This is a genomic window from Rhodoferax sp. U2-2l (assembly GCF_020594515.1).
GTDB lineage: Bacteria > Pseudomonadota > Gammaproteobacteria > Burkholderiales > Burkholderiaceae_C > Rhodoferax.
In genome coordinates this window covers 103,189-126,286 of record NZ_JAJCTH010000008.1, presented here as the reverse complement: position 1 = coordinate 126,286, position 23,098 = coordinate 103,189, and the positions used below count along the sequence as shown (strand labels likewise).

General features: G+C 58.5%; 21 protein-coding genes. 20 read left to right on the top strand and 1 reads right to left on the bottom strand.

All coding sequences use genetic code 11. The features are described from left to right. Nucleotides 1-4 precede the first annotated feature (4 nt). The 20 genes from LHU53_RS09360 to LHU53_RS09265 all read left to right on the top strand — a co-directional run bounded on the left by LHU53_RS09360 (nt 5) and on the right by LHU53_RS09265 (nt 22,617). Nucleotides 5-1,060 carry a glycosyltransferase family 4 protein gene (locus tag LHU53_RS09360; protein WP_227332375.1) on the top strand — a complete coding sequence of 352 codons (1,056 nt, stop codon included), beginning with the start codon at nt 5-7 and terminating at the stop codon, nt 1,058-1,060. Beyond that, nucleotides 1,053-2,357: an oligosaccharide repeat unit polymerase gene (gene wzy, locus LHU53_RS09355; protein ID WP_370632265.1), complete on the top strand. Its 1,305-nt coding sequence runs from the start codon at nt 1,053-1,055 to the stop codon at nt 2,355-2,357. The genes LHU53_RS09360 and wzy overlap by 8 nt, the downstream gene beginning before the upstream one ends. A gap of 9 nt (nt 2,358-2,366) precedes the next feature. Then, nucleotides 2,367-3,368, top strand: coding sequence for a hypothetical protein (locus LHU53_RS09350; protein WP_227332373.1), 1,002 nt, complete (start codon nt 2,367-2,369; stop codon nt 3,366-3,368). Nucleotides 3,369-3,372: 4 nt separating this feature from the next. Then, nucleotides 3,373-4,305, top strand: coding sequence for a glycosyltransferase (locus LHU53_RS09345; protein ID WP_227332372.1), 933 nt, complete (start codon nt 3,373-3,375; stop codon nt 4,303-4,305). Beyond that, nucleotides 4,302-5,258, top strand: coding sequence for an SDR family oxidoreductase (locus LHU53_RS09340; RefSeq protein ID WP_227332425.1), 957 nt, complete (start codon nt 4,302-4,304; stop codon nt 5,256-5,258). Before LHU53_RS09345 ends, LHU53_RS09340 begins: the two co-directional genes overlap by 4 nt. Next, the gene (locus LHU53_RS09335; RefSeq protein ID WP_227332371.1) at nt 5,255-5,815 is read left to right on the top strand and encodes a sugar transferase; all 561 of its coding nucleotides are present in this window, start codon (nt 5,255-5,257) and stop codon (nt 5,813-5,815) included. Before LHU53_RS09340 ends, LHU53_RS09335 begins: the two co-directional genes overlap by 4 nt. A 56-nt stretch (nt 5,816-5,871) precedes the next feature. Continuing rightward, complete coding sequence (locus LHU53_RS09330) at nt 5,872-6,186, top strand: H-NS family nucleoid-associated regulatory protein (RefSeq protein WP_227332370.1); 315 nt, start codon at nt 5,872-5,874, stop codon at nt 6,184-6,186. Nucleotides 6,187-6,237: 51 nt separating this feature from the next. Beyond that, the gene (locus tag LHU53_RS09325; protein ID WP_227332369.1) at nt 6,238-8,112 is read left to right on the top strand and encodes a nucleoside-diphosphate sugar epimerase/dehydratase; all 1,875 of its coding nucleotides are present in this window, start codon (nt 6,238-6,240) and stop codon (nt 8,110-8,112) included. 66 nt (nt 8,113-8,178) lie between these two features. After that, nucleotides 8,179-9,069 carry an acetylglutamate kinase gene (gene argB / locus LHU53_RS09320; protein ID WP_227332368.1) on the top strand — a complete coding sequence of 297 codons (891 nt, stop codon included), beginning with the start codon at nt 8,179-8,181 and terminating at the stop codon, nt 9,067-9,069. Nucleotides 9,070-9,295: 226 nt separating this feature from the next. Further along, on the top strand, nt 9,296-9,970 hold the full coding sequence (locus tag LHU53_RS09315; RefSeq protein WP_227332367.1) for a TetR/AcrR family transcriptional regulator: 675 nt from the start codon (nt 9,296-9,298) through the stop codon (nt 9,968-9,970). Nucleotides 9,971-9,989: 19 nt separating this feature from the next. Then, complete coding sequence (locus LHU53_RS09310; RefSeq protein WP_227332366.1) at nt 9,990-11,786, top strand: acyl-CoA dehydrogenase C-terminal domain-containing protein; 1,797 nt, start codon at nt 9,990-9,992, stop codon at nt 11,784-11,786. 97 nt (nt 11,787-11,883) lie between these two features. Next, complete coding sequence (locus LHU53_RS09305) at nt 11,884-12,336, top strand: DUF2147 domain-containing protein (protein WP_227332365.1); 453 nt, start codon at nt 11,884-11,886, stop codon at nt 12,334-12,336. A 15-nt stretch (nt 12,337-12,351) separates the two neighbouring features. After that, entirely contained in the window at nt 12,352-14,775 is a 2,424-nt protein-coding gene (locus LHU53_RS09300; RefSeq protein ID WP_227332364.1) for a 3-hydroxyacyl-CoA dehydrogenase/enoyl-CoA hydratase family protein, read from the top strand. A 222-nt stretch (nt 14,776-14,997) separates the two neighbouring features. Next, nucleotides 14,998-16,194, top strand: coding sequence for an acetyl-CoA C-acyltransferase (locus LHU53_RS09295; RefSeq protein WP_227332363.1), 1,197 nt, complete (start codon nt 14,998-15,000; stop codon nt 16,192-16,194). A 477-nt stretch (nt 16,195-16,671) separates the two neighbouring features. Continuing rightward, nucleotides 16,672-17,436: an enoyl-CoA hydratase gene (locus LHU53_RS09290; protein WP_227332362.1), complete on the top strand. Its 765-nt coding sequence runs from the start codon at nt 16,672-16,674 to the stop codon at nt 17,434-17,436. 172 nt (nt 17,437-17,608) lie between these two features. After that, nucleotides 17,609-18,160 carry a TlpA disulfide reductase family protein gene (locus tag LHU53_RS09285; RefSeq protein ID WP_227332361.1) on the top strand — a complete coding sequence of 184 codons (552 nt, stop codon included), beginning with the start codon at nt 17,609-17,611 and terminating at the stop codon, nt 18,158-18,160. A gap of 28 nt (nt 18,161-18,188) precedes the next feature. Further along, nucleotides 18,189-18,677, top strand: coding sequence for a thioesterase family protein (locus tag LHU53_RS09280; RefSeq protein ID WP_227332360.1), 489 nt, complete (start codon nt 18,189-18,191; stop codon nt 18,675-18,677). Nucleotides 18,678-18,786: 109 nt separating this feature from the next. Continuing rightward, entirely contained in the window at nt 18,787-19,815 is a 1,029-nt protein-coding gene (locus LHU53_RS09275; protein WP_227332359.1) for an ABC transporter substrate-binding protein, read from the top strand. Further along, nucleotides 19,805-21,541: an iron ABC transporter permease gene (locus LHU53_RS09270; RefSeq protein WP_227332358.1), complete on the top strand. Its 1,737-nt coding sequence runs from the start codon at nt 19,805-19,807 to the stop codon at nt 21,539-21,541. The genes LHU53_RS09275 and LHU53_RS09270 overlap by 11 nt, the downstream gene beginning before the upstream one ends. Then, nucleotides 21,529-22,617 (top strand): ABC transporter ATP-binding protein, encoded by a 1,089-nt coding sequence (locus tag LHU53_RS09265; protein ID WP_227332357.1) that lies wholly within the window; start codon nt 21,529-21,531, stop codon nt 22,615-22,617. The genes LHU53_RS09270 and LHU53_RS09265 overlap by 13 nt, the downstream gene beginning before the upstream one ends. Before the next feature lie 14 nt (nt 22,618-22,631). Here LHU53_RS09265 and LHU53_RS09260 read toward each other — a convergent pair whose 3' ends face one another. Then, the gene (locus LHU53_RS09260) at nt 22,632-23,087 is read right to left on the bottom strand and encodes an acyl-CoA thioesterase (protein WP_227332356.1); all 456 of its coding nucleotides are present in this window, start codon (nt 23,085-23,087) and stop codon (nt 22,632-22,634) included. Nucleotides 23,088-23,098: the final 11 nt, after the last annotated feature.

Here is a 23,098-nt window from a genome sequence, read left to right as displayed (position 1 = left end):
AAATATGGAACAGTCAAAAATCGCTGTGCTCATTTGCAGCAATGTTATTGGCGGCCATGAGTATCAATCAGGCGAACTGGTTCGTGACTTAATGCAATTCGCGGATGTCACCGTCTACGTAAATAGAGACGAGCATCAACCCATCTTCCTCGAATTAGGTGCCAAGGTCATTTCGTTGCCGCAGCAATTGTTGCAACCCGGGAAACTACCCAGCTACGTGTGGAATGGGTTGCGCAAGAGACATGAGCTCCGGAAAATCATCCGTGGCTACAACCAAATAGTGGTTTGTGCCGGCGCTGTTGAGGCCGGGATTGCTGTGTCTATAGCACTTCGTGGTACAGCTCATCTCAGTATGTACTTGCCATTTTTCTTCGACCGTATTCTAATCTGGGGAAAAGTTGGCCACTTATATAATGCGGTTCTTGCACGTTTCTGCCGACTGTACGATCAGATAATCACGATTAATAGAATACAGGCGAAGGTAATAAAGAATATGACAGGAGTTAAGACTGTCATTATTCCAAATGTCATACGACCTGTGCCAGTTGCACCAGTTCTGCGTAACGGGAAATTACTTTTTATTGGCAGACTGGATAGCCAAAAACGGGTCGATGAGCTGTTGCGATGGATAGATTTCCCCAGCAACCCCTTTAAAGAAATTATCGTCATTGGTGACGGGCCACAACGGGCGATTATTGAGGAAGTGGCCGCAACTATGAAGCATGTAAAAGTGACTTTCTTGGGATGGTTGGCTGCGAAAGAGCAAGATCGCGTCATTGATGGGAACGATGTGCTTATCTTGAATAGTCTTTTGGAAGGTGAACCACTCGTAATAAGAGAATCAAATCTACGCGGAATAAGGGTTATTGCGCGCGATATTATTGGTGTGCGGGGTGTCACACATCGACAACAAAGATTTGATTCTGTCAACGGTCTGCAGGAAATCCTGAAAACACTTAAATTGACGCGTGGTCATTGTCCGTCTTTCTGCTCTGACAAATCAACACAAGCATCACGTTTTAGTTCTATCGAGGCTTTGGTTTACAGAATACATGGGTAACCGAGCGAGAACTATGGATCACGTGCAAGTATCCAAAAAATCTTTCAATCCGCGAATCGTCTGGGCATCAATTTTTATACTGATCAATCTGATCTGTATGATTGTTATATTAGTCGATAGGCGACTCTTAGGTGACACCGCTGGTGTTGCATTGGAAGCGTTCGATATGGTTGTTCCGATGACGATCGTCGTCATCTCATCTTATATTATGATTCTGGGATTTGTCTTCCCCTTGTTTTGTCGGATTAAGGTGCGGCCTGTGCCATTGCTTATTCGGATCGGTCATGATAATTTTGGGCTAGCCTTGCTGTTTCTCCAACTAGTTTTCATCTATTTTTTCACATCTACGGGGTTATTTGTTGCTGGTTCACTTTCGCGCTCAGAAAGCATTTGGTCGATCTTCTGGGTTTTGATTAATGTTGATACATTATTCTTTATCTATTATGGGTTTTTTCGTGAAAGCAGATTTTTTCTCATTAATCTTGGGGTCGCAATTGTTTCGAATATGTTGAGAGGATGGTCTGGAATTTTTATGTTAATAATATTGATGGAGTCTGCTCGGTTGGTTCGTGCCAAACGGATATCTTTTTTGAAAATCGGGATAGGTTTATTTTTTATTGTTATTTTGTACCCATTAATTTATATCATTAAGTTGCAAGTGCGGAGTTCATTCTCTGGTTCTGGTGCGGAGCCCGTTTTTTTTGATCTAATATTTTTCAATATTTCTGATTTTGGATATCGGGGCTATCTGGATTTACTATGGATTTCTTTCTTGCAAATATTTGAGCGTTTGCAACTCGTATCTAGTCAAATCGTTGTTTACCAAAATTCTACTGAACTTGCTGCAGGTTTATCTGCGGATGTGATTACTCCCTTTTGGATGGAGGGGATTCATGGTATTGCGTATGAGAGAATTTTTCAGTTGCAGCCTATGCAAAATATTGGGGTTAGCTTGGCGAACCTTATTGACCCGTTTCAAAGCGATGTGAATTGGAACGCAAACCCTGGGTATGCTAGCTGGTTTTTTTTACAACCGTTACTCTCGCCAATTTATTTGGCGTATACATTTGTACAAATTTTTGTTGTAATTTGGCTTGTCAAACGCATGGGAGGAGGCGTTTGTGCCTTTGATATGCTTTGGTTTGCCTGTTTACTTTATCTTGTGCCTGGTTGGCTGGGTTCATTTGTGTTATTCATTCATTCATTAATTATTTTTTATTTATTTCATACACTTGCAAGGAACATGTCACGGATCCGATGGACTGTGTCGAAGCCGGTGTGGTCGCGTTCAACTTGAGAGTCGAAAATGATTGTTGCCAACTTTTATCATTTGAAAAATACAAATGGTCTTTTCTATTACGGAGTTGATTATCTTATTGATAGCCAAAAGAATATTCGTAAAGTACTTGTGCGTTCGAGTTTGAGGACCGCTGTGGAACAGCTTTTCCCTGCTGTAGAGGTGGTGGTATGTAACCCGTGGCGTCTTGCCCTTGAGGTGGTGCAGGCTGCATTGCAGGACGATTTCGTGTATGCGCCTTCCTCACATCCAATGCCTTTCCTGTCAAAACAGATGGTGGTCGTTCACGATGTTTTTCCGTTTCTTGGCCGTCTTGGACGATTGAAAAGGTTTTTATTGCGCATGTCCCTCTTTACGTCACAATGCAAGGTCGGTTATATTAATAAATGCGACGCGCAACCTTTTATCCAAAGTCTGGGTGTAACAGCATCCCGACAGATATTTGCCCCAAACAAATTCCCAGTAGCCCACCGGTCCATTCCTGAAAATAGGCTTGATCAAATGTCCCGTATAACGGTCGGTTTGATGGGTACTGATTCTATAAAGAAGAACTACCCCACGCTTTTTGCCGCGACGCTAGCGACGAATAATAATGGTTCTATCGACTTTCTTTTGTACGGTCACCATACTCAGTACTACCATGACCTAGTTCACCAGTTTCCAGATATTAATGAACGATTAGTTGAGAGCGACCACTGTTCCCTGGATACTTTTTTCAGTCAAATCGATTTAATAGCTTCGGTTGCTGACCACGAAGGATTTGGTAGACCGATTGCGGCAGCCCTCTCTGCGGGAGTGCCGTGCCTCCTGATAGAGCGGCCTGTCTTTCGTGAGTTCTTTGAGGGGGCAGCCCAGTTTTTCCCGGATGTCAACACCTTGATCAAAAAAATGGTAGAAATTCAGACGGCTGGAAAAGTAGAAGCCGTTACATATACTCCGCCAGTTTCGATGGTGACCGCTTATCGCGAAACTGTCGTCTACTTGCAAGCACAGTCAGTCGTTGCAGGATAGTTTAATGAATCATGAATTGCAAAGGCAACCCAACATAGCTATTTGTCTCGCAGCTTACAACGGTGTTGTCTGGTTGCCGGAGCAAATGAATTCTATTTTGAAGCAAATGGGAGTGAACGTTACCGTGTTTGTTAGCGTTGATCGTTCAACTGATGGAACAGAACTGTGGTGTGACAAGCGTGCCCATTCCGATAGTCGTATTGTCTTGCTTCCACACGGAGAACGGTTCGGCGGAGCCTCTCGAAATTTCTTTCGAATTGTGCGAGAAGTAGATTTCTCTGAATATGATTACGTTAGCTTTGCGGACCAAGACGATATTTGGTTGCCACACAAGTTATTGCGAGCGCATGAGATGTTGTCAAGCACCGGTGCAGATGCCTATTCAAGTAACGTCACAGCCTTTTGGCTGGATGGGCGTATGGCGCTAATTGAAAAGTCTCATCAGCAAGTTCAATGGGATTTCTTGTTTGAAGCTGCCGGGCCTGGTTGCACCTATGTGATGCGCAAGGAGTTAGCTTGTGCTGTTCAGGATGTAGTGAGAAGTCGTTGGGATGAGATGCAAGATGTTGGCTTGCATGACTGGTTTATTTATGCATTCGCCCGTGCCAATGGTTGCAAATGGTTTATTGATGATGTTTCTAGCATGCTGTATCGCCAACATGAAAGCAACCAGGTGGGTGTAAATGCTGGGTGGCGTGCTTTTATGCATCGGGCCGATAAGGTTTTGAGCGGGTGGGGGTTGGCGCAGTCGGCATTGATTGCGCGCTTAGTGGGGTTAAACGACGATCCCTTTGTATCGCGTTGGGCTGGCGGTAGGCGGTTGGGACTGCTGTATCTGGCCCTGCAAGCCGGGCAATGCCGACGACGTAGTAGAGACAAATTTATCTTCGGTTTGTCGTCTTTGGTGTTGAGTGTGACGTGGCGCAGTCGTCGATGAGGCAGCTTCAAATGCTGGTGACCGGTGCCAATGGTTTTGTCGGACGCGCTTTGAGTGTCGAAGCTATCTTGCCCAGATTTGCTGTTCAAGGTGCTACCCGCACACCCTGTGATCTGCCAAAAGGAGTTGAGGGCGTTGTCGTTTCCAGCATTGACGGCAGGACAGATTGGTGCACTGCACTGACTGGCTGTAGCGTGGTTGTCCACCTCGCCGCTCGCGTACATGTGATGCAAGAAACCACTGCCGACCCGCTGACCGATTTTCGCCGAGTCAATGTCCAAGGCACCCTGAACTTGGCGCGGCAGGCCGCTGCTTCCGGCGTGCGTCGCTTTGTATTCATCAGCTCTGTCAAAGTCAACGGCGAAGCAACGCAACCGGGCACCGCTTTCAAGCCAGACGATGCCCCGGCACCGATGGATGCCTACGGCGTGTCCAAGATGGAGGCTGAGCAGGGCCTGCGCGAGTTGGCCGCGCAAACCGGCATGGAGGTGGTCATCATCCGCCCGCCCTTGGTCTATGGCCCGGGCGTCAAGGCCAACTTTGCCGCACTCATGCGCGCGGTGCAGCGCGGCTGGCCTTTGCCTCTTGGTGCTATTCACAACCAGCGCAGCCTAATCGCTTTAGACAACCTGGTCGATTTCATCATCACCTGCGTCACCCACCCTAAAGCAGCCAATCAGACCTTTCTGATCAGCGACGGGCAAGACCTGTCCACCACTGAGTTGGTGCGTCGTATGGCGCAAGCAGCCGAGGTGCCTGCGCGATTGCTGCCAGTACCCGTGTGGGTGTTGGAATGGGCAGGACGATTGGTGGGCAAGGGAGACGCCATTCAGCGTTTGTGTGGAAACCTGCAGATTGATAGCAGCAAGGCCAGGGATCTTCTTGGCTGGGAGCCTAAAGTATCTGTACAAGAGGGGTTGCGGCGGGTCATGCTGGGGAGTGCTCAACCATGAAGCGGATATTTGATTTGGTGGTGGCGGTTTTAGCTGCCGTTATATTGTTGATTCCAGTCATGCTGACTGCTGCGTTGGTTCGCTTCACTTCCAAAGGTCCCATCCTGTATTGGTCAGACCGTGTGGGCCGCAATAACCAGATATTCAAGATGCCCAAGTTTCGCAGTATGCAGGTGGGCACACCGGCCGTGGCCACGCATTTGCTCAGCAACCCGGATGCCTGGTTGACGCCGGTGGGTAGCTTTCTGCGCAAGTCCAGCCTGGATGAATTGCCCCAGTTATGGAGCATTCTCAAAGGCGATATGAGTTTTGTCGGCCCGCGGCCAGCTTTGTTCAACCAGAATGACTTGATGGACTTGCGCACACGCGCGGGGGTACACCGCTTGACACCAGGCCTGACGGGTTGGGCACAGATCAATGGGCGTGATGAGTTGCCCATTCCCCAAAAAGTGGCGCTGGATATTGAATACATGCACCGCCAATCGCTTATTTTTGATATAAAAATTATTTTCCTGACAGCGTGGAAGGTGTTGGCAAGGGATAATGTCACCCACTAAAAACACGGTCAACGTGTGTTCAGGGGTGTCAATTTTTTATTTAATAGGTGTTTACCATGTCTTCATTGATTGAAATCCAGAACCAGATTGCCCTGCTGCAAAAGCAGGCTGAAGAAATCAAATCTGCCGAATTGGCTGCCACCATTGCCGATATTCTGGCCAAGATGGAAGCCTTTGGTATCACAGTAGATGACCTGGACCGTGCCAAGGGTCGTTCTCGCAAGCCTGCTGCAGCTGCCAAATCAGGCAACCCGGCGCCCATCAAATACCGTGGCCCCAATGGCGAAACCTGGACGGGCCGTGGCCTGATGCCGCGTTGGCTCGCCGCCAAGGTGGCGGAGGGCCAGGCAAAGGAGTCGTTTGCTGTTTAAACCAGCTCAAAACCGCGCTGTTCAACACGCCAAGTGGAATAAGGGGGTGTGATGCAAAGCCGGGTTTTGGGGTGGCCGCTGGCCGTGAAGCGGCTGGTGGTGGTGGCGCTGGATGTTGTGCTAGCGCTGCTGGCCACCTGGGCGGCGTTTGCCTTGCGGTTGGATAGCTTCTATTGGCCTGTAGGGGCACAGTGGACGGTGTTCATTTTGGCGCCCGTGCTGGCTGTTCCCATCTTCATCAGGTTTGGGTTGTACCGGGCTATTTTCAGGTATTCCGGGCAGGCGGCCTTGCACGCTACAGGCATGGCCGTTTTGATTTACGCTTGCCTTTTGACCGCCATTTTGCTTTGGATGCGCTGGCCTGGCGTGCCGCGCAGCATGGGTGTTTTGCAGCCCTTGGTGTTTCTCTTTCTTGTGGGGTCAAGCCGTGCTGTGGCGCGGTTTTGGCTGGCTGATTTGCGCAGCGCCCAAGCCAGGATAGAAGGCCATTTGTTGATTTATGGAGCAGGTACGTCTGGGGTGCAGACGGCAGAGGCTTTGCGGCTGTCACAACAATACGCGTTGATCGGGTTTGTGGACGATGACGCTGCCAAAGCTGGCCGTAGTATCAATGGCATACCCGTTTACGCCTCGGCCGAGGTGCCGCAAGTGGTCTCGGCGCGCGGTGTCACTGACATTCTGCTGGCCCTCCCCAGTGTTTCCCGCGACCGGCGTAACGGCATTCTGGAAAGCCTGCGCAATCTACCGGTGCATGTGCGCACGCTACCCGGCTTGTCTGACCTAGCCAGTGGCCGCATCAGCGTGCAAGACTTTCGCGAGCTCGACATTGAAGACCTACTTGGCCGCGAGCCTGTACCCCCCGACCAAAATTTGTTGGCGCGTGACCTGGCAGGCCAGGTGGTGCTGGTGACAGGCGCGGGCGGCAGCATTGGCAGCGAGTTGACGCGGCAAATTGTTTTACAGCGCCCGCGCCAGCTGCTGCTGCTGGACCACAACGAGTTTGGCCTGTACACCATCCACCAGGAGCTGCAAGCCATTTGCTGCGCCGCCAGCCTGCCGGTGGAGCTGGTGCCGCTGCTGGGCAGTGTGACCAACGCGCAGCGCCTGCAGGCGGTGTGTGAGAGCTATCGCCCCGCCACGGTGTACCACGCGGCCGCCTACAAACATGTGCCGATGGTGGAAGACAACCCGGGCGAGGGCGTGCGCAACAACGTGCTGGGCACGCTCACCGCAGCGCAGGCTGCCGCTAGCAGTGGTGCACGGCGTTTTGTGTTGATCAGCACCGACAAGGCGGTGCGCCCCACCAACATCATGGGCGCCACCAAACGCATGGCCGAACTGGTGTTGCAGGCACTGGCCGCGCAAAACCCGGCCACCACCTTTTGCATGGTGCGTTTTGGCAACGTGCTGGGCTCCAGCGGCAGCGTGGTGCCGCTGTTTCGCCGGCAGTTGGCCGCTGGTGGCCCGCTGACGGTCACCCACGCCGAGGTCACCCGTTATTTCATGACCATCCCCGAGGCGGCGCAGTTGGTGTTGCAAGCCGGGGCCATGGGGCAGGGCGGCGACGTGTTTTTGCTGGACATGGGTCAGCCGGTCAAAATTGTGGACCTGGCGCGGCGCATGGTGGAGCTCTCCGGCCTGCGCGTGCGTGATGCCACGCATCCCGATGGGGACATCGAGATCGTCATCACCGGCCTGCGCCCGGGTGAAAAGCTCTATGAAGAATTGTTGATTGGCGACAACCCCGCCCCCACCGACCACCCGCGCATCATGAAAGCGCATGAAGACTACCTGGATTGGCCCACGCTGGCGCCGTACCTGCAAACCTTGCAACAGGCCGCCGAAGCGGGTGATGTGCCTGCCATCAAGGCGGTGCTTCAGACCTGCGTGCATGGCTACACCACACCATCAGGGGTGACGCACTGAACCTATGCCGACATGCGGCACAATTTGTTGGTCAACGCTCTCCAACTTCTTCCTACCGAGCCATCCATGACCGAAACCTCACCCGTCACCCCTCCCGCGCAGGCGCAGATCCTGGCGCAGGCCCTACCTTACATCCGCAAGTACCACGGCAAAACCATGGTCATCAAATATGGTGGCAACGCCATGACCGACCCGGCTTTGCAAAAAGCCTTTGCCGAAGACGTGGTGCTGTTGAAGCTGGTGGGCATCAACCCGGTGGTGGTGCACGGCGGCGGCCCGCAGATTGAAGGCCTGCTCAAGCGTCTGGGTAAAAAAGGCGAATTCATCCAGGGTATGCGCGTGACGGATGCTGAGACCATGGAAGTGGTCGAGTGGGTGCTGGGGGGGGAGGTGCAGCAGGACATCGTCGGCCTGATCAACCAGGCCGGTGGCAAGGCCGTGGGCCTGACCGGGCGCGACGGCGCCATGATCCGCGCGCAAAAGCTCAAGATGCTCGACAACGCCGACCCCAGCAAGGAGCACGACGTGGGCCAGGTGGGCGACATCGTCAGCATCGACCCCAGCGTGGTCAAGGCGCTGCAAGACGACGCGTTCATCCCGGTCATCAGCCCGATCGGTTTTGGCGAAGCCAACGAGAGCTACAACATCAACGCCGACGTGGTCGCTGCCAAGCTGGCCACGGTGCTGAAAGCTGAAAAGCTGCTGATGCTCACCAACATCAGCGGCGTGCTCGACAAGGCCGGTACCTTGCTCACCGACCTGACCATGCGGCGCATCGACGAGTTATTTGCCGACGGCACCATTTCCGGCGGCATGTTGCCCAAGATTGCGGGCGCGCTGGATGCTGCCAAGAGCGGTGTCAACGCGGTGCACATCGTGGACGGCCGGGTGCCGCATGTGCTGCTGCTCGAAATCCTCACGGATCAGGCTTTTGGGACCATGATCCGATCGCACTGAGAAGGTGCCTGTCATCCCGGGCTTGACCCGGGATTCATGAATTCGGGGAGGCATGGACTTATCCCCTCTCCCTGAGGGAGAGGGGGTAATACCGCCCCATCCGCATCGGGTTAACCCGCGCGTAACTTAGAAACTAGCCCCTAGAAAAGTCTCTGGCGCCAAGGGCTTGGCACACGGTTCATCGAAATGCTGCAAAATAGAACGATCGTTCTTTTTACGCAGCACCATGCCTTCACTTTCCCCTGTCAAACCCTTGTCGGTAGCCGCCGCAGGCAAAACGCGGGGTGAGCGTGCCCTGCAGAAGGGGCAGCAGACCAAGCAACTGATCATCGACGCCGCGCTCGGGCTGGCGCAGCAGATCGGGTTAGAAGGCTTGAGCATTGGCGTGCTGGCCGAGATCACCCGCATGAGCAAGTCGGGCGTGTTTGCCCACTTTGGCTCGCGCGAGGAGCTGCAGATCTCGGTGGTGCGCGAATACCACCGCCGCTTTACAGATGAAGTGTTTTCCCCGGCCATGAACGCGCCGCGCGGCCTGCCGCGCCTGCGGGCCTTGTTTGATAACTGGATGCAGCGCGTGGCCATCGAGCTGCAGTCGGGCTGCATCTTCATCAGCGGCGCGGTGGCTTTTGATGACCGCCCCGGCCCGGTGCGTGATGCGCTGGCCAACTCGGTGCAAACCTGGCTCAACGCGCTGCAACGCGCTGTGCTGCAGGCGCGTGATGGCGGCCACCTGGCCGCTGATGCCGATGCGGCGCAGATGTGCTTTGAAATCCACGGCCTGATCCTGTCGTTGCACTACGAAGCCCGTTTTTTGAAAAACCCTGGTGCCATCGAGCGCGCCCATACCGGGTTCGAGAACATTTTGTTGCGCTACGGCCAGTCGGCCACCCCATCACGCTAATTTTTCCAGGAGACCCCTCATGACCATCTACACCCCACCCCTGCGTGACATGCAGTTTGTCATGCACGAAGTGCTCAACGTCACCGCCGATCTGCAGCAGATCCCGAAACACGCCGACATGGACGCTGACACCATCAACGCCGTGCTGGAAGAAGGTGGCAAGTTCGCCGCTGAGGTGCTGCTACCCATCAACCGCAGCGGCGATGAGGAGCACTGCGTGCTCAACACCAGCACCCATGAGGTCACCACCCCCACTGGTTTCAAGGCCGCTTACCAGCAGTATGTGGCCGCTGGCTGGGCCGCGCTGGCCTGTGACGCCGAGTTTGGCGGCCAGGGCCTGCCGTTGATCGTCAACCAGTGCTTCTACGAGATGATGAACTCCACCAACCAGGCTTGGGCCATGTACCCCGGCCTGACGCATGGTGCCTACGCCGCGTTACACGCCCACGGCACGCCCGAGCAGCAAGCCACGTATTTGCCCAAAATGACCAGCGGCGAGTGGACCGGCACCATGTGCCTGACCGAACCCCATTGCGGCACCGACTTGGGCCTGATGCGCAGCAAGGCCGAGCCGCAGGCCGATGGCAGCTACAAGATCACCGGCACCAAAATTTTCATCAGCGCCGGCGAACACGACCTGAGCGACAACATCGTCCACCTGGTGCTGGCGCGCCTGCCCGATGCGCCCCCCGGCATCAAAGGCGTGAGCTTGTTCATCGTGCCCAAATTCCTGGTGAACGCAGACGGCAGCCTGGGCGCGCGCAACAGCGTTTTTGCTTCCCGGCTGGAGCACAAGATGGGCATCAAGGCCAGCGCCACCGCGCAGATCGAGTTGGAAGGCGCCGTGGGCACCCTGGTTGGCCAGCCCAACAAGGGCATGCAAGCCATGTTTGTGATGATGAACGCCGCCCGCCTGGGGGTGGGTAACCAGAGCCTGGGCCTGACCGAGGTGGCCTTCCAGAATGCGCTCATCTACGCCAAGGAGCGCATCCAGATGCGCAGCCTGAGCGGCGTCAAAGCCAAAGACCAGGCCGCCGACCCGATCATCGTGCACCCCGATGTGCGCAAGATGCTGCTCACGGCACGAGCCTATGCCGAAGGTGGACGTGCCTTGATGTGCTTCAGCTCCATGCTCCTTGAAAAAGAGCATAACCACCCCGATGAAAAGGTCCGCAAGGAGTCTGGCGAATTGCTGGCGCTGCTCACCCCCATCGTCAAAGCCTTTATCACCGACAACGGCCACATCGCCACCAACGCCTGCATGCAGGTGTTTGGCGGGCACGGTTTTATTCGCGACAACGGCATGGAGCAGTTTGTGCGCGACAACCGCATCAACATGATCTATGAGGGCACCAACACCATCCAGAGCCTGGACCTGCTGGGCCGCAAGGTGCTGGGCAACCAGGGCGCCACGCTGAAGAAGTTCGGCAAACTTATCGGCGCGCTGGTGGCTGAAGAAGGTGTCAACGAAAAGATGGCCGAATTCATCACGCCCATCGCCATCCTGGGTGATCAGATGACCAAGTTCACCACCGAGATCGGTTTCAAGGGTTTCCAGAACCCCGACGAAGTGGGCGCTGCCGCGGTGGACTACCTGCGTGTGGCCGGGCACCTGGTGTTTGGCTACTTCTGGGCGCGCATGGCGCAAGTGGCGTTGAGGCAAATTGCCGCTGGTAGCACCGACCCGTTTTACACAGCCAAGTTGCAAACAGCACGGTTTTACTTCGCCAAACTGTTCCCCGAAACCGCGACATTGATGCGCACTGCGCGCACTGGTAGCAAGGTGCTGATGGATACCGATGCGGCGTTGGCGTGAAAGTGCCCAGCGGTCATGGCCCAGCCACCCCGCACCCTGAACCATGGCGTTATGCCTTGATTTTTCACAACAACATCAACTGATGAGGAGACAACAGATGGCACATATCAGAACATTCGCCCGTCAATTGCTGGGCGCGGCGATTTTGCTGGGCGCCAGTCTGGCCCACGCCCAGATGAGCCCTGTAGGCAGTTGGCACAGCTTTGATGAAAAAACGGGCGAACTCAAAAGTTTGATCGTCATCACGGAGAGTGGCGGCGCATTGAGCGGTCGTATCGAACAACTGCTGCGCAAAAATGCCGACCCCAAAAAACTCTGCACCGAATGCACCGACGACCGCAAAGACAAACCCGTGCTGGGCATGGAAATCATCCGCGGGGCCAAAAAGGTCGAGGGCAAAGACGTGTGGGAAGGCGGCAAGATCCTTGACCCCGAAAACGGCAAGGAGTACACGCTCAAGCTCACGCCCATTGAAGAGGGTAAAAAGCTCGAAGTGCGCGGTTCGGTGTTGTTCATTGGTCGCACCCAGACCTGGCAACGTGTTCAGTAATTTCAGGGAAACAACATGTCAAGATTCAATGTGAAAAAAGTCGCCGTACTCGGCGCAGGGGTCATGGGTGCGCAGATTGCTGCGCATCTGGTCAATGTCAAGGTGCCGGTCATCCTGTTTGACCTGCCCGATAACAAATCCCCGTCCAAAAACGGCATCGTCAGCCGCGCGGTCGATGGCCTCAAAAAACTCAAACCGTCGCCCTTGGGCGTGGCCGAAGATGCCGCGCTGATTGGCCAGGCCAATTACGAAGAGCACCTGGAGCAGCTGCGTGACTGCGACCTGATCATCGAGGCGATTGCCGAGCGCATGGACTGGAAGCTCGATCTGTACAAAAAGATCGCCCCGTTCATTGCGCCACACGCCATCGTCGCCTCCAACACCTCGGGCCTGTCGATCACCCAACTGAGCGAAGTGCTGCCCGAAGAAATCAAGCCGCGCTTTTGTGGCATCCACTTCTTCAACCCGCCGCGCTACATGCTGCTGGTGGAATTGATCAACACACCCACCACCCAGCCGCAAATCCTCGACGACCTCGAAGCCTTTGTCACCAGCAACCTCGGCAAGGGTGTGGTGCGTGCCAAAGACACCCCCAACTTCATCGCCAACCGCGTCGGTGTGGCCGGCATGCTGGCCACCATGAAAGAGGTCGAGAACTTTGGCCTCTCTTACGACGTGGTGGACGACCTGACCGGCAAGAAGCTCGGCCGCGCCAGCTCCGGCACCTTCCGCACCGCTGACGTGGTTGGTCTGGACACCATGACCCACGTCATCAAGACGCTGCAGGATACGCTGAGCGGGGACGCTGCCGCAGGGCCTGGCAAGTTTGACCCGTTCTACGCCAGCTTTGCCACCCCCGAGGTGCTCAAAACCCTGCTCGAGATGGGCAACCTGGGCCAGAAGACCAAGGCCGGTTTTTTCAAGAAGGTCGGGCGAGACATCCTGCGGTTTGATCTGGCCAGCAAAACCTATGTGCCAGGTGGCGAGAAGGCCGACGAGGTCTACGCCCGCATGCTCAAGAAACCCGCCGCCGAGCGCCTGCAGCTGCTGCGCAACAGCGAAGGTGCGCAGGGCCAGTTCCTGTGGGCCATTTTGCGCAACGCCTTCCACTACGCCGCAGTGCATCTGGCCGAGGTGGCCGACAACGCGCGTGATGTGGACTTTTGCATGCGCTGGGGCTTTGGCATGAAACAAGGCCCGTTTGAGCTCTGGCAGGAAGCCGGTTGGCTCACCGTGGCCAACATGGTCAAGGAAGACATTGACGCGGGCAAAGCCCTGTGCAACGCACCGCTGCCCGACTGGGTGTTCAGCGGCCCGGTGGCCGAGGCGGGTGGTGTGCACACCCCCCAAGGCTCCTGGAATCCCACCACTGGCCAGTTTGTGCCAGTGCGCTCGCTGCCGGTGTATGCACGTCAACACTTCCCCGAGAGTGTGCTGGGCGCCCAGGCACCGTCCGCCGCCACCGCTGGCAAGACGCTGTTCGAAGACGATGCGATCCGCCTGTGGACGCTGGACGACGAAATTGTCATTGCCAGCATCAAGACCAAGATGCACGCCATCAGCCCCGATGTGGTCGAAGGTCTGGTGCAAGCCGTGGACCTGGCCGAAGCCAGCTACAAGGGAGTGGTGATCTGGTCCAACGACGAGATGTTCTCCGCCGGGGCTGACCTGCAGGCCATGCTGCCAGCGTTCATGATGGGCGGCGCCAAAGCCATTGACGGCGCCGAGGCCGAAATGCAGCGCGCCATGCTCAAGATCCGTTACGCCAGCGTGCCGGTGGTGTCCGCCGTGCGTGGCCTGGCGCTGGGTGGTGGCTGTGAACTGGCCGTCTACAGTGCCAAACGCGTCGCCGCGATGGAGAGTTACATCGGCCTGGTGGAAGTTGGCGTGGGCCTGGTGCCCGGCGCTGGGGGCCTCACCTACATTGCCCGGCGCGCTGCAGAAAACGCAGCAACTTCCACTGGCAAGGATCTGCTGCCATTCCTGACCGAAGGCTTCACAGCCGCCGCCATGGCCAAGGTCGGCACCAGCGCCATCGAGTCGCGCAAACTCGGCTATTTGCTGGATGGCGACGTGATCGTGCCGCACAAGGACGAGCTGCTCTACGTGGCGTTGAGCGAGGCCAAGGCCATGGCCAATGCCGGTTACCGCCCGCCCCACAAACGCACGTTTGCGGTGCTGGGTCGCAGTGGTGTGGCCACCATCAAGGGCTCGCTGGTCAACATGCGCGACGGCGGATTCATCAGCCAGCACGACTTCCACATCGCCAGCCTGATCGCCAACGTGGTCTGCGGCGGTGATGTCGACGCAGGCAGCCTGGTGACCGAAGAGTATTTGATGATGCTGGAGCGGCAAGCCTTCTGCTCGCTGCTGAACCATCCCAAGACCCAGGAGCGGGTGATGGGCATGATGTCAACCGGCAAGCCGGTTCGTAATTGAGTTCGTGATTGATCAAGCTACTGCGGAGCCGCCATGCGTCGTTGCAGCCCCAAAACAATCCTCACGTACAGGAAGTACGTTCCGGTTGTTTTCGGGCACCCGCGCCTAGCCTGACGACTCCTCGCTACGCTTGCTCAACCACGAACAGATGCTCGACTGCATCAACCGCGCACAACTGCCTCAGCACGAGCAACCTATTTTTCTGATCATTTGAGGATCAACATGAAACAAGTTCAAGAAGCCTACATCGTTGCCGCCACGCGCTCGCCCATTGGCAAGTCGCATCGCGGGTTTTTCCGCAACACGCGGCCCGATGACCTGCTGGTCAAGGTGCTGCAGTCGGCCCTGACCCAAGTGCCGGGGCTGGACCCCAAGGCCATTGAGGACGTGGTCTGCGGCTGTGCCATTCCCGAAGGTCAGCAGGGCTTGAACATCGCGCGTATCGGCGCGGTGCTGGCCGGGCTGCCGGTCACCGTGGGCGGGGTCACCGTCAACCGCTTTTGTGCCTCGGGCCTGAGTGCGATCCAGATGGCAGCCGACCGCATTCGTGTGGGTGAGGCCGATGTGATGATCGCCGCCGGGGTCGAAAGCATGAGCATGGTGCCGATGATGGGTAACGCCCCGTCCATGTCACCGGCCATGTTTGGCAACGACGAGAACATTGGCATCGCCTACGGCATGGGCCTGACTGCCGAGAAGGTGGCGAACCAGTGGAAGGTCAGCCGCGAGGCACAAGACGCGTTTGCGGTGGAGTCACACCGCCGCGCCCTGGCCGCGCAAGCTGCAGGTGACTTCGCCGCTGAGATCACACCGATTGAGGTGATTGACCGCGCGCCCAATCTGGCCACCGGTGAAGTCATCGAGAAAAAACGTGTGGTCAGCCTGGACGAAGGTGCACGTGCCGATACGTCCATGGAAGGCTTGGCGAAGCTCAAAACGGTGTTTGCCGCGCGTGGCTCGGTCACGGCGGGCAACAGTTCCCAGACTTCAGACGGCGCGGGCGCGCTGATTCTGGTCAGCGAGAAGGCGCTCAAGCAATACGGCCTGACACCGCTGGCGCGTTTTGTGAGCTTTGCCGCCAAGGGTGTGCCGCCGCAGTTCATGGGTATTGGCCCGATCGAGGCGATTCCGGTGGCCTTGCGCAACGCGGGGCTGACGCTCTCGGACATCGACTGGATCGAACTCAACGAAGCCTTTGCCGCCCAGGCGCTGGCGGTCAGCAACACCTTGGGGCTGGACCCGGCCAAGGTGAACCCCATGGGCGGCGCCATCGCCCTGGGCCACCCGCTGGGTGCCACCGGCGCCATCCGCGCCGCCACGGTGATCCATGCCTTGCAACGCAAACAGCTCAAGTACGGCATGGTCAGCATGTGCATCGGCATGGGGCAGGGTGCGGCGGGAATTTTTGAGCGGGTTTGACGCTTCTTGCTGCTGACGGGGTCGGTGTGATGCCGTTGGCGCGTTGCCTCACAGTGGCCTTTCCCGCAGGGTGTGCGTGATCGGCGCGATGTGGTTGGCACGTCGCTGCGCGGCAGCCGGTTGGGGCGTCCCCCTCATACTGCGGTACCAGAAATCGGGGGCCACCCCAAGCGGCTACCGCGCTGATGTTCTGGACGGTGATGCGGGGTTTGAAGACCGGGGGAGGCGGTCTTGCTTGTCGCCGCCACCTTGTCTTCTTGGTCACCATCGCCAGCAAGACAGGCCCTTGGGGTGGCTGACGATTTCTGGTACCCCAGTATGAGGAAGTCGCCCCAAGGGCCTGTCTTGCGGGTAAGAACCAAGTCCAGAGAACCCGCCCAAGCGGCCGCGCAAAAAGATGCGGCCGCAACAAAAAGTACGATGGCTATGACAAAGACGTCTATGCCAGAATCCCAACCTCTTTAATCAGGACACCGCATGACTGACCTTTTGATTGACACCACTGACCAGGTGATGACCATCACCTTCAACCGCGTGGACAAAAAAAACTCGTTCACCACGGCCATGTACGCTGACATGGCCGACGCGCTGGCCAATGCGCAGTTGGACGACAACATCCGCGTGGTGGTGTTCCAGGGCCATGAAACCGTGTTCAGCGCCGGCAACGATATTGCCGACTTCTTGCAGGCGCCGCCCACCGCGCTGGATGCGCCGGTGTTTCGCTTTCTGCGCAACGTCAGTGCCTTCACCAAGCCGGTGATCGCGGCGGTCTGTGGCCCGGCGGTGGGCATTGGCACCACGCTGCTGTTCCATTGCGACCTGGTTTACGCTGGCGACAACGCCGCGTTTTCGATGCCGTTTGTCAACCTGGGTGTGTGCCCCGAGGCCGCGTCCAGCCTGCTGGCACCGCAGCGCATGGGATATGGCCGTGCGGCCGAGGCGCTGCTGCTGGGCGACCCGTTCACCGCCGAGGCCGCGCTGGAGATGGGCCTGGTCAGCCGCATCGTGCCGCCTACTGAAGCCAACGCGCTGGCGCAGCGCCAGGCGCAGCGGCTGGTGGCCAAGCCGCGCACCGCGGTGCTGGAAACCAAGCGCCTGATGAAGCTCAGCCAGGCCAGCGCTGTCGAGCAGCGCATGACCGAAGAGGCCGTGATTTTTGGCCGCATGCTGGGTGAGCCCGCCAGCAAAGAAGCGTTCAGCGCTTTTCTGGGCAAACGCAAGCCGGATTTCTCCAAGCTGTAACGCGGCATGTCTCGGCTGTCCCCCTGTGCCATGGGGCGTCATCCCGGGCTGGACCCGGAATCCACAACGCCCATGGGGCCCGCAGTGAGAGCAACAAAACAGTTGTCTTTCACGATGCGTGGCTGATTTGGCCAGCATGGGAATCAAGGTGGTGTTTGTGAGAAGTCCCGGTATGTTTTTGACGCGACTGAAGCTGGCTCTGCTGGTCCTCTTGGCGTGGGTGAGCCTGGCCGCCACGCCGGTCCACGCCGCCACACCCGGCGAGGTGCCGGTGGGTAGTGTGCTGCGTGAAGCCACCCTGCGCGGGCTCAATGGGCCGGACCGCAAGCTGTCTGACTTTCGCGGCAGGCCGCTCATCATCAACGTCTGGGCCAGCTGGTGCCCGCCATGTATTGCCGAGATGGGTTCGCTGGAGCGCCTGGCCTGGAGTGATGCCGGGCAGCAATTTTTGGTGATTGGCATCTCCACCGACGACTACCCAGAGGCCGCCAAAGGTTTCCTGCGCAAAAGCCAGGCCACCCTGAACCACTTTATCGACCAGCGCCTGGTGCTGGAAAACATGCTGGGCGCCGACCGGCTGCCGCTTACCGTGCTGGTGGATGCCCAGGGCCGCGTGCTGCACAAAGTGGTGGGCGCGCGCGAATGGGACAGCCCGGCATCGCTCCAACTCATTTCAAAAACCTTCCGACTCACCCCGGCCAGGTCGTCGCTGCTCAAGCGCTGAACCTGGCCGTACCCACACCGTCACACTCATGCCCCACACCATCAAACCCGTTGCCCCCATCGTCTTCGAGGAAGAGTTCATCACCGGGGTGAAAAAAGTGTTTGAAGAAATGATCGTCTTCAACCAGCTGCTGGGTCTCAAGATCACCAGCGTGCTGCCCGAGCGCGTCACCGCCCGCATCGACATGCGCAATGAGCTTATCGGCCACTACGCCTACAACCGCATCCACGGCGGCGTCATCAGCGCCGGGCTGGACGCCATGGGCGGGCTGGCGGTGATGGTGGCCATTGGCGCGCGGCACATGGATGAATCGGTGCCGCAGCGGCTGCAGCGCTTCTCCAAATTGGGCACCATTGACCTGCGTGTGGACTATTTGCGCCCGGGCATTGGTGAGTGGTTTGAGTTGCGCGCCGAGGTGATGCGCCTGGGCTCGCGCGTGGCCTCCACCCGCATGGAATTTTTGGGCGGCGACGGCAAGCTGCTGTCCACCGCAGCGGCGGCGTATATCGTCTCCTGAAAAGGCCGGTGCGGCATCCTGAAAGATGTCTGCTTTATGTCATCAAGATGACACGACAAGCGGTGCATAGTGGCGGGTCGTTGGCTTTTCATCTGTCTGGAGTTTTTGCATGTCTCTACCTCACCTCTCCCGTCGCCGGGTTCTTGGCATGGCCCCCGCTGTGGGTTTGACGGCGCTCGGTGGCAGCCTGCTGCCGCAGGGGCTGTTGCACGCGCAGGGCGCTGTGTCGGGCAACCTGTCGCTCTACACCTCGCAGCCCGAGCGGGATGCGCGTGGCACCATTGAAGCGTTCAATACGTTGTACCCCAACGTCAAGGTCAACGTGTTTCGCTCCGGCACCACCGAGGTGATGAACCGCCTGCGCACCGAGATTGCCGCGGGCAGCCCGCGGGCCGACGTGTTGTTGATTGCCGACGCCATCTCGATGGAGTCGCTCAAGGCCGAAGGCCGCCTGCTGCGCATGACGCACCTCAACACCCAGCAGATTCCCGCGCGCTACTTTGACGCCGAGCGCACCTACATCGGCACCAAGCTGATCAGCACCGGCATCGTCGTCAACAGCAAGGCGGCGTTCAAACCCAAGTCGTGGAAAGAGCTGCTGAACCCGGCGCTCAAGGGCCAGTTGATCATGCCCAGCCCGCTGTATTCGGGCGCGGCGGCGCTCACCATCGGTGCCTGGAGCCGCGCGCCCGAGCTGGGCTGGCCGTTCATTGAAGGCCTGAAAGCCAACAAGATGATCGCCGTCAAGGGCAATGGCGCGGTGCTGCAGCAAGTGGCCACTGGCGAGAAGATGGTCGGTGTGCTGGTCGATTTCATGGCGTTGAACGCCAAGGCCAAGGGCTCGCCGGTCGAATTCATCACGCCCAAAGAAGGGCTGACCTACGTGACGGAGCCCGCCGCCATTCTGAACACCGCCAGCAATTTGCCCGCAGCGCAGGCGTTTGTGAGCTTTTTGGTGTCGCCCGAGGGGCAGAAGTTCTCCACCACGCTGGGTTATTTCCCGCTGCAGGGCAACACCGCCGCGCCTGCGGGTTACCCCAAGGTGGAAAGCCTGCGCTTCCTGCCGTTTGATGCCGACGCCTTGCTGAAGGGCGCCGAGGCCGATCGCAAACGTTTCTCGGACATTTTTGGCGGTTGATCGTTTGAGTCTTCTGGCGGGTCGCAGGTCAGTGGTGTCGGGGTCGGGCGCGCAGGAGCGCGCTCTGCTGGGGCTGGCGCTGCTGTTTTTAGGCTTATTCACGTTGTTGCCGGCGGTGTACCTGGCGGTGCAAACCGGGCTGGCGCTGCTTGGGCCCACGCGCGAGGCGGTGTGGGCCACGCTGACCTCCGCTGACGCTTGGCGTGCCAGTCGCCACACGCTGGAAGTCGGGCTGGGCGGCACGCTGCTGGCGCTGCTGTACGGCCTGGTGTTGGCGCTGTTTGTCACGCTCACCCCGGCGCGGCCGCGCCAGTGGCTGGTGTTTGCGTTTGTGATTCAGGCGCTGCTGCCGCCGCAAGTGGTGGCCTTGGCCTGGACGCAGCTCTGGCTGCCGCTCAAAAACATGATGATTGCCCAGGGCTGGGACAGCTGGCAGGCCATCAGCAACCCGCTGCAGTCGCGCGAAGGCATCATCTTGCTGCTGGGCATCCACTACGCGCCGCTGGTTTTTTTGACCGTGCGCGCCGGGCTGCTGAACCTGTCGCCCGAGGTGATTGAGGCGGCGCGGGTCTGCGGCGCCTCACCGCGCACCATTTTGCGGCGGGTGATTTTGCCGCTGGTGCTGCCCTCCACCGTGGCCGGTGGTGCGCTGGCGTTTGTGTCGTGTATCGGCAATTTCGGTATTCCCGCGTTTCTGGGCATCCCGGGCGACTACCTGGTGTTGCCGACGCTGATCTACCGGGAGCTGTCGGGGTTCGGCCCGGCCGCCATCCCCAATGCGCTGGTGCTGTCCGCCGTGGTGGCGCTGCTGGCGGCGCTGGGCATGGTGTTACAGCGGGTGTTCTTAAAACGCGGGCGTTTTGACGTGATCGCTGCGCGGCTCAAAGTGGCGCCGTTTCATCTGGGCCATGCCCAACAGCCGGTGGCGCTGGTGCTGACGGTGTGGGTCAGTCTGCTGCTGTTGGCACCCTTGCTGGCGCTGCTGGCCAAGTCGGTGTCGCCTGGGCTGGGCATTCCGCTCACCCTGAGCAACCTGTCGCTTGACCACTACAGCTATGTGCTGCTGCACAACGACGCCACGCTGCGCGCCTTCGTCAACAGCGTCAGCTTGTCGGTCGGTAGTGCCGTGGTGCTGGCAGGGGCGTCCCTGTTTCTGGCGTACCAGATGGAGTACCGGCGCAGTGTGCTGCTGCGTCGGCTGCTGCCGTGGATCGAGGTGCCGTATGTGATTCCGGGCGTGGTGCTGGCCATTGCCATGATCCTGCTATACCTCAAGCCGTTGCCGATCCTGGGCTGGTCGTTCTACAACACCTTGTGGATCATCTTTTTTGCCTACCTGGCGCGGTTTTTGACGATCCAGCTGCGCCCGGTGCTCAGCGGTTTCATGCAAATGCCGCGCGACATGCTGGAAGCCGCCGAGGTGTTTGGCGGCTCGCTGCTGAGCCGTATGCGGCGCATCATCGTGCCGTTGATGTTGCCCTCGGTCACCGCCGGGGCCTTGCTGGTGATGCTGCTGTCGCTCAACGAACTCACCGTGTCGGCCCTGCTGTGGGCCAGCGGCACCGAGACGCTGGGGGTGCTGGTGTTCGGGCTGGAGCAGGGCGGCGAGTCGGCTGCGGCTTCGGCGGTGGGCGTGATCTCAATCCTGCTGACTTTGATTTGCATGCTGCTGGCCTCGCGGCTGGGGCGGCGTTTACCTGAAGGTGTGTTGCCGTGGCGCGCATAAAACTCCAAGATGTTCACAAGCACTACGGTCAGGGTGCAGCGGCATTTCATGCCCTGCGCGGTGTTTCGCTGGAGATGCCCTCGGGTGAGTTTGTGGCGCTGCTGGGGCCGTCGGGCTCGGGCAAAACCACGCTGCTACGCGCCGTGGCCGGGCTGGAGACGATCAACAGCGGCCAGATCCAGATTGGCGACGATCTGGTGGCCGCACCCGGGCGCCATGTGTTGCCCGAGCGGCGCAACGTGGGGGTGGTGTTCCAGAGCCACGCGCTGTGGCCGCACATGACGGTGTTTGAGAACGTGTTGTTTCCGCTGCGCGAGTCCGGCCTGAACGAAGCGCAGGCGCGCCCGCGGGTGATGGAAGCGCTGGCGCAGGTGGAGTTGCAAAACCTGGCACAGCGCACCCCTGGCGAGTTGTCGGGCGGGCAAAAACAGCGGGTGGCGCTGGCCCGGGCTATGGTGGCCAACCCGCGGGTGGTCCTGTTTGACGAGCCGTTGGCCAGCCTGGACGTGGAATTACGCCGCGACATGATGCGCCACATCGACCAGCTGCGCCGCCCAGACAGCAGCATGATGTATGTCACGCACAACCAGGAAGAAGCGCTGGCGCTGGCGGATCGGGTGGTGGTGTTATTTGACGGCCACATTGAACAGATCGACACCCCGGTGCGCTTGTGCCGCGAACCGCAGACCGAGCGGGTGGCCCGGTTTGTTGGCTCAGGCAACCTGCTGTCGGGTCGGCGCGTGGGGGCTGCGCGTGATGGGCTGGCGCCGGTGGCGGTGGGTGACTACAGCTTCGAAGCGCGCGATGCCAGCCTGGGCAGCCAGGCGCAGGTACGCCTGTGTCTGGCGCCCACCGCCATGGCCCGGGTTGAGCCGGGTCTACCTGGTTTGTCCGCGCGGGTGGAGCATGTGTTTTTTCAGGGCAACGCGTACGCGGTTGACGCCGTGCTGCAAGGCGTGGTGGCCGAGCCTTTGAGCCTGGTGCTGCCGTTGGAGGCCCAACCCCGCCGGGGTGATGTGCTGCGCCTGCAGGTGCGCGACGCCTGGGTCATGCCCGAGGGGCGTCACAGCGCTTGACCAGACAAGTCGCTTTAACTGGCCGTTGGCTTGGGCACTTCACGCGGCTTGCCGTGCTCGTCCAGCGCCACGTAGGTCAGTGAGGCCTCGGTCACCTTGGTGTAGCTGCCCTGGGCGCGGAAGTGCTCGGCATAGACCTCGACCTTGACGGTGATCGAGGTGCGGCCAATGCGCACCAGCTTGCCGTAAAAGCTCAGGATGTCGCCCACGCGCACCGGTTGTTTGAAGATGAACTCGTTCACCGCCACCGTGGCCATGCGCCCGTTGGCATAAGGGGCGGCAATCACTGCACCGGCCAGGTCAACCTGGGCCATGACCCAGCCGCCAAAAATGTCGCCATTGGCATTCACGTCGCGCGGCATCGGGATCACTTTGAGCACCAGTTTTTCATCCAGGGGCAGTTGCACCTTGGGCGCCGTTGTTTCCGGCAGTGGTTTTGCGGGCGCGTGGGTGCTGGGGTGGTCAGACATGGGCACAATCC